The sequence below is a fragment of the Phaeodactylibacter xiamenensis genome (genome assembly GCF_000759025.1).
Taxonomy (GTDB): domain Bacteria; phylum Bacteroidota; class Bacteroidia; order Chitinophagales; family Saprospiraceae; genus Phaeodactylibacter; species Phaeodactylibacter xiamenensis.
On record NZ_JPOS01000114.1, the window covers coordinates 1 to 6,240 of the forward strand.

The following is a 6,240-nucleotide window of genomic DNA, read 5'->3' on the forward strand; positions in this document are numbered from 1 at the left end:
ATCGTCGAAAAAGAAAATTGAGTTTTTTGGAGAGAGGTTGCGTTTAGGGCCTCAATACGGGAAATCAAGAATTTGGGTAAACCGTTGAATTGAATAGGGTAGGAGATCAAGAAATTTGAACCTTACACCGAATAAGAATCTGATCAAATTGAATCGGGTTGTCGAGAATAAAGTTGAAATTTGGGAGATTGAAAACCAACAGATTGAATTGGTCAACTTGAATTTGAGATCGAGCTGAAAAACTGAAATTTAGCCGAATCAAATTGAAGACTGGAGATTAGAAATTTTGATCAATTTGAGAGATTAACTTTCAAGATCAAGAATCAAAACCGTAAATTGAGACCAGTTTTCAAGATCAATTTGAGATCATCAGAATCAGGGGATTGGTTTAAAAAGATTGAAAAATCGGTAAAAACGGTAAAAACGGCCCTTTGGGAGTATCCAGAATCGGTAAACCGGTCGCTTTTATAGGTTTACGAATAATAAAAATGGAAGCACCCAACACAGTGCAGCCGACAATACTCCGCTGCGCTGCGTACTGCGGCTGCACGTTCCCGTTGGGCGCACTCCATTTTGGGAATAAAAATCTGTAAACCAATTGATTAAGTTGAAAGCCTGCCTTTGAAAATCGGGAATAATTGGTTTTGGAACCCGAGTTTTGTTGATTACGGTCAATTGATTGCATAGCCCAATTAGGCAGGCAAAAAAATGGAAAATAGAGTTGTTTTATCGGGTAATCCGTTGTCCCGAATAATTGGGATCCTTAACAATTACCGCTCCCTATCGTCGAAAAAGGAAATCGAGTTTTTTGGAGAGAGTTTGCGTTTAGGGCCTCAATACGGGAAATCAAGAATTTGGGTAAACCGTCGAATTGAATAGGGGATAAGATCACGAAATTTGAATCTTTCACCGAATAAGAATCTGACCAAATTGAATCGGGTTTTCAAGAATCAAGTTGAAATTTTAGAGATTGAAAATCAGTAGATTGAATTGGCCAACTTGAATTTGAGATCGACCTGAAAAACTGAAATTTAGATGAATCAAATTGAAGACTGGAGATTAGAAATTTTGATCAATTTGGGAGATTAGTCTTCAAGATCAGGAATTTGAAACCGGTAAATTGAGATCAGTTTTCAAGATCAATTTGAGATCATCAGAATTAGAGAACCGGTTTAAAAAGATTGAAAAATCGGTAAAAACGGCCCTTTTGGAGTATCCAGAACCGGTAAATCGGTCGCTTTTTTAGGTTTACAACGAATAAAATGGAAGCGCCCAACAATGGCTACATGCCATGCCGGTAAAAATCTTCGAAAGAAAAATGGAGATGGAAAACCCGCGCAGGCAGCAAAAGCCTGGCTGCGCCATTTTGGTCTTTTGCTGCCTGCGCTAGCATTTGTGAATTGAGACGAAAATGGTAAATTTGGAATCCGGCACGGCACGTAGCCGGGCCGTTAGGCACCATTTTTAATGAAAAGTAGATGAAGCCTCTCTTCTTGTCAATATTAATAGGGTTAATAACCATTGATTTATGGTCTCAAAATGATTATGAGAACTTAGTTTTTGAAGGAGCAGGAATAAGAGGGATTGCGTATTCAGGGGTAATAATGCAGTTAGAGGAATATGGGATAATAGAGGAAATAGAAAAAGTAGGAGGTACATCAGCAGGAGCAATAACAGCAATGATGTTGTCACTAGGGTATAATTCAGAAGAAATTTATGAGATCATTTCAGTAACCCGTTTTCAAAAATTCAATAAAGGAGGATTTTGGTTTTTAGGTGGGATTCATAGGATGAAGAAGAGATATGGCTGGTTTAAGAGCGACAGATTCGAAAAATGGCTAGAAGAAATAATTGAATCAAAAACAGGAGACTCGCAAATTACATTTAGAGGCTTGGATGAAAAAGGATATAAAGAGCTTTATGTTACGGGGACAAGTTTGAATAAACAGGAATTGATAGTATTCAGTAATCAAACTTATCCGGAGATGAAAATAAAGGATGCAGTAAAAGCATCAATGACAATACCTTTGTATTTTGAAGCTAGTTTCATAGACGAAAAAGGGGCATTGTACAAGAACCCAAAAGAAAAAGGAGGATTAGATATAGTAGTTGATGGGGGAATATTAGGGAACTTTCCGATATGGATATTTGATGAAAATGAGATAGATATTTCAGGGGCTGAAAAGAGAATTTATAATCCGAAAACACTAGGGATAAGAATTGATTCAGAGGGTCAAATCGAGAACGATGAAGAAAGGAAAGGGCTGATAGATCAAGAGATTACAGACTTGAAAAGTTATGTGGAAGCATTTTATGTACTAACTTTAGAAAACCTGAACCGGAATCAATTGACTGCCGAAGATTGGAGAAGGACAATATCGGTATCATCGGTAGGGATAAGCCCAAGAATAAAGAGATTAAAACAGGAAGAGAAAGAGAGGCTAATGAATAGTGGAAAAGAATCGGTAATCGAATTTTTTGAAAAAGAATAATAATAAACGGTGCCTAACACAGTGCAGCCGACAATACTCCGCTACGCTGCGTACTGCGGCTGCACAACCCGTTGGGCGCACTCCATTTTGGGAATAAAAAGCTGTAAGCCAATTGATTAAGTTGAAAGCCTGCCTTTGAAAATCGGGAATAATTGGTTTTGGAACCCGAGTTTTGTTGATTACGGTCAATTGATTGTATAGCCAAATTGGGCAGGCAAAAAAATGGAAAATCAGTATTTCTATCGGGTAATCCGTTGTCCCGAATAATTGAGATCCTTAACAATTACCGCTCCCTGTTATCGAAAGAAGAAATTGAGTTTTTTGGAGAGAGTTTGTGTTTAGGGTCTCAATACGGTAAATCAAGAATTTGGGTAAATCGTCGAATTGAATAGGGTAGGAGGTCAAGAAATTTGAACCTTTCACCGAATAAGAATCTGATCAAATTGAATCAGGTTTTCGTGAATCAAGTTGAATTTTTGGAGATTGAAAATCAGTAGATTGAATCGGTCAACTTGAATCAAGATCATCAGAAAACAGAATTTTAGCCGAATCAAATTGAAGACTGGAGATTAGAAATTTGGATCAATTTGGGAGATTAGTTTTCGAGATCAAGAATTTGAAATCGGTAAATTGAGATCAGTGTTCAAGATCAATTTGAGACGATCAGAATTTGAGAATCGGTTCAAAAAAGATTGAAAAATCGGTAGAAACGGCCCTTTTGAAGTATCCAGAATCAGTAAACCGGTCGCTTTTTTAGGTTTACGAGGAATAAAATGGAAGCGCCCAACAATGGCTACATGCCATGCCGGTAAAAATCTTCGAGAGGAAAGTGGAGATTGAAAAACCCGCGCAGGCAGCAAAAGCCAGGCTTCGCCATCATCGCCTTTTGCTGCCTGCGCTAGCATTTGTGAAATGAAACGAAAATGGTAAATTTAGAGTCCGGCACAGCACGTAGCCGGGCCGTTCACAGACAATCGCGCAACAGAAAACAGTATCTGTAAGAATTTGAAAAAAAGGATTCTCCCCGCCTAAGAAATGGTAAGTGCCTGATTATCAATATTCAGAAAATGTGTGTTTATTGGTTAGTCCATTGGAGAATTGGACTGTTAAGGCGGGGCAAAAGAGATTTCTACAGTTTTATAGTTGATTTAGGAGAATCGTGACAGCCCGAATTGAAGATTAGATCAAGCGTTACCGCGGCCCCGTTGAATGGAAATTAAAACGGTATCAAGAAAGGAGTCCGCGTCCAGGGGGCTTATGAAAATCAGACGGTAAATGAAAATCAATGAGCAAATAAGGTTTCATGCCCGAATAAGATTGAATCTTAAGGGTTTGCAGGTGCATTGAATAGATTTAGCAGGAGAATAATTGAATGATTTTCATTGGGTTAAGTTGGTTTTTACGGGCGATAAACAAAATGAGGGTATCAGTTATGCCTGAAAATTGGTGGTCCGAAATCGGAGAATTGGGTAAACTTGAAAAAAGCCCCCTTATCTCGTCTTCGAAAATAGAGAAATGGCCGCTTGTTTTGTAAAAAAGGGATAAAACGCGAATGCTGTGAACATTGGCTACACACAAGCCGGGTAAAATCTTCCATTGAAAAATTAGAAAAAAGAGTCCGCTGCGGCGGGCAAAGCCAGGCTACGCCAATTTCGCCTTTGCCCACCGCAGCTATTTTGGTGAAATGGGATGAAAAGATTAATTTCAGGAATCCCGGCCTGCGTGTAGCCCGGGCCGTTGGGCGCACTCCATTTTGGGAATAAAAACCTGATAAACAAATGATTAAGTAGAAAGCCTGCCTTTGAAAATCGGGAATAATTGGTTTTTGGAACCCGAGTTTTGTTGGTTACGGTCAATTGATTTTATAGCCCAATTAGGCAGGCAGAAAAATGGAAAATCAGTTTTCTTTATCGGGTAATCCGTTGTCCCGAATAATTGAGATCCTTAACAATTACCGCTCCCTATCATCGAAAGAAGAAATTGAGTTTTTTGGATAGAGTTTGCGTTTAGGGCCTCAATACGGAAAATCAAGAATTTGGGTAAACCGTTGAATTGAGTAGGGGATAAGATCAAAAAACTTGAACCTTTCACCGGATAAGAGTCTGATCAAATTGAATCGGGTTGTCGAGAATCAAGTTGAAATTTTAGAGATTGAAAATCAGTAGATTGAATTGGTCAACTTGAATTGAGATCGACTTGAAAAACTGGAATTTAGCCGAATCAAATTGAAGACTGGAGATTAGAAATTTTGATCAATTTGGGAGATTGACTTTCAAGATCAAGAATTTGAAACCGGTAAATTGAAATCAGTTTTCAAGATCAATTTGAGATCATCAGAATTTGAGAATCGGTTCAAGAAGATTGAAAAATCGGTAAAAACGGCCCTTTTGAAGTATCCAGAATTGGTAAATCGGTCGCTTTTTTAGGTTTACAACGAATAAAATGGAAGCGCCCAACAATGGCTACATGCCATGCCGGTAAAAATCTTCGAGAGGAAAAGGGAGATTGAAAAACCCGCGCAGGCAGCAAAAGTCAGGCTGCGCCAATTTGGTCTTTTGCTGCCTGCGCTAGCATTTGTGAAATGAAACGAAAATGGTAAATTTAGAGTCCGGCACGTCACGTAGCCGGGCCGTTATGGGGTACCGCATCAGAATTGGCATTCTATGGAATTGAAAATATGAATTCTCCCGCCTCAAAAATGAAAACTCAGAATCGAGAATTGTCCATAAACCGAGAATTTGAGTTCCAAATCGGGGAATTGAAATTTTGAAAGGCGGGTAAAAGTCCTGTCGAGTTTTGTATTCTTTACGGTTAATCGGGCAGAAAACGAAAAATTTGGATTCTTAAGATTAACCGGGCCCATCTTGAAAAATGAGATTGGTTTTTTCAGAAGGAGTTTGAGTTTAGGCGGCTTTTGAAATAGAAATGAGGAATTTGAATCTCATCCAAAAACAGAATTTGGAAATCTGGAATCTGGAAATTTTGAACAGGTAATCGTTGATTGAATCAATTTGAAAACCTAAGATCAGAAATCAAGAACTCGAGATTTGGATAACCGGAAACTGATTTTGATAAATCTGGGAAATCGAATTGAGTAAATCAGGAATCAAAAATCAGGTTGAATCTTCTGGAGATTGAGATATGAATCCGGAAATAGGTTGATTGTCGTGAGATTTTTGGTTGATTTGAGATTAGAATCGATCAAATTGAAGAACCAGAATCCTGAAATTTAATCAATTGAAAACCAAGAGATTAAAATCAGTTGAAAAGATTGAATAGCCGCCTTTTGGTTAGTCCAGAATTTGAAATGGGCCCTTTTTTTGAAACGGTGAAAAGAATAAAGCGGCAACCCATAACAATGGCTACACTCAAGCTGGGTAAAAATCTACGATTGAAAAAAGAGAATGAAAAGCCCGCTGCAGTCAGCAAAAGCCAGGCTTCGCCAGTTTCGCCTTTTGCTGCCTGCGCTAGTATTTGTGAAATCGGACGAAAAGAGTAAATTTAGAATCCCAGCCTGCGCGTAGCCGGGCCGTTGGGCGCACTCCATTTTGGGAATAAAAATCTGATAAACAAGCGATTAGAATTAAGCCTGCCTTTGAAAAACTGGAAGAATTGGTTTTGAAACTCGAATTTTGTTTGTTACGGTCAATTGATTATATAGCCCAATTAGGCAGGCAAAAAAATGGAAAATTAGTATTTCTATCGGGTAATCCGTTGTCCCGAATAATTGAGATCCTTAACAATATCC

The 6,240-nt window shown here is 38.5% G+C and carries 3 protein-coding genes; 2 read left to right on the top strand and 1 reads right to left on the bottom strand.

Annotated elements, in window-relative coordinates; all coding sequences use genetic code 11:
* Positions 1 to 388: 388 nt before the first annotated feature.
* Positions 389 to 685, bottom strand: coding sequence for a hypothetical protein (locus tag IX84_RS33175; RefSeq protein WP_152605305.1), 297 nt, complete (start codon positions 683 to 685; stop codon positions 389 to 391).
* Between the two features lie 793 nt (positions 686 to 1,478).
* Between IX84_RS33175 and IX84_RS30000 the strand changes: the two genes are divergently transcribed.
* Together IX84_RS30000 and IX84_RS30010 are read left to right on the top strand one after the other, a co-directional pair.
* On the top strand, positions 1,479 to 2,492 hold the full coding sequence (locus tag IX84_RS30000) for a patatin-like phospholipase family protein (protein ID WP_044230230.1): 1,014 nt from the start codon (positions 1,479 to 1,481) through the stop codon (positions 2,490 to 2,492).
* Between the two features lie 3,262 nt (positions 2,493 to 5,754).
* Positions 5,755 to 5,991: a hypothetical protein gene (locus IX84_RS30010; RefSeq protein WP_152605310.1), complete on the top strand. Its 237-nt coding sequence runs from the start codon at positions 5,755 to 5,757 to the stop codon at positions 5,989 to 5,991.
* Positions 5,992 to 6,240: the final 249 nt, after the last annotated feature.

What these genes read in the sequence shown, in the direction of transcription:
- IX84_RS33175 (WP_152605305.1), bottom strand. Translation starts at nt 685, where the DNA reads ATGCAATCAATTGACCGTAATCAACAAAACTCGGGTTCCAAAACCAAT.
- IX84_RS30000 (WP_044230230.1), top strand. Translation starts at nt 1,479, where the DNA reads ATGAAGCCTCTCTTCTTGTCAATATTAATAGGGTTAATAACCATTGAT.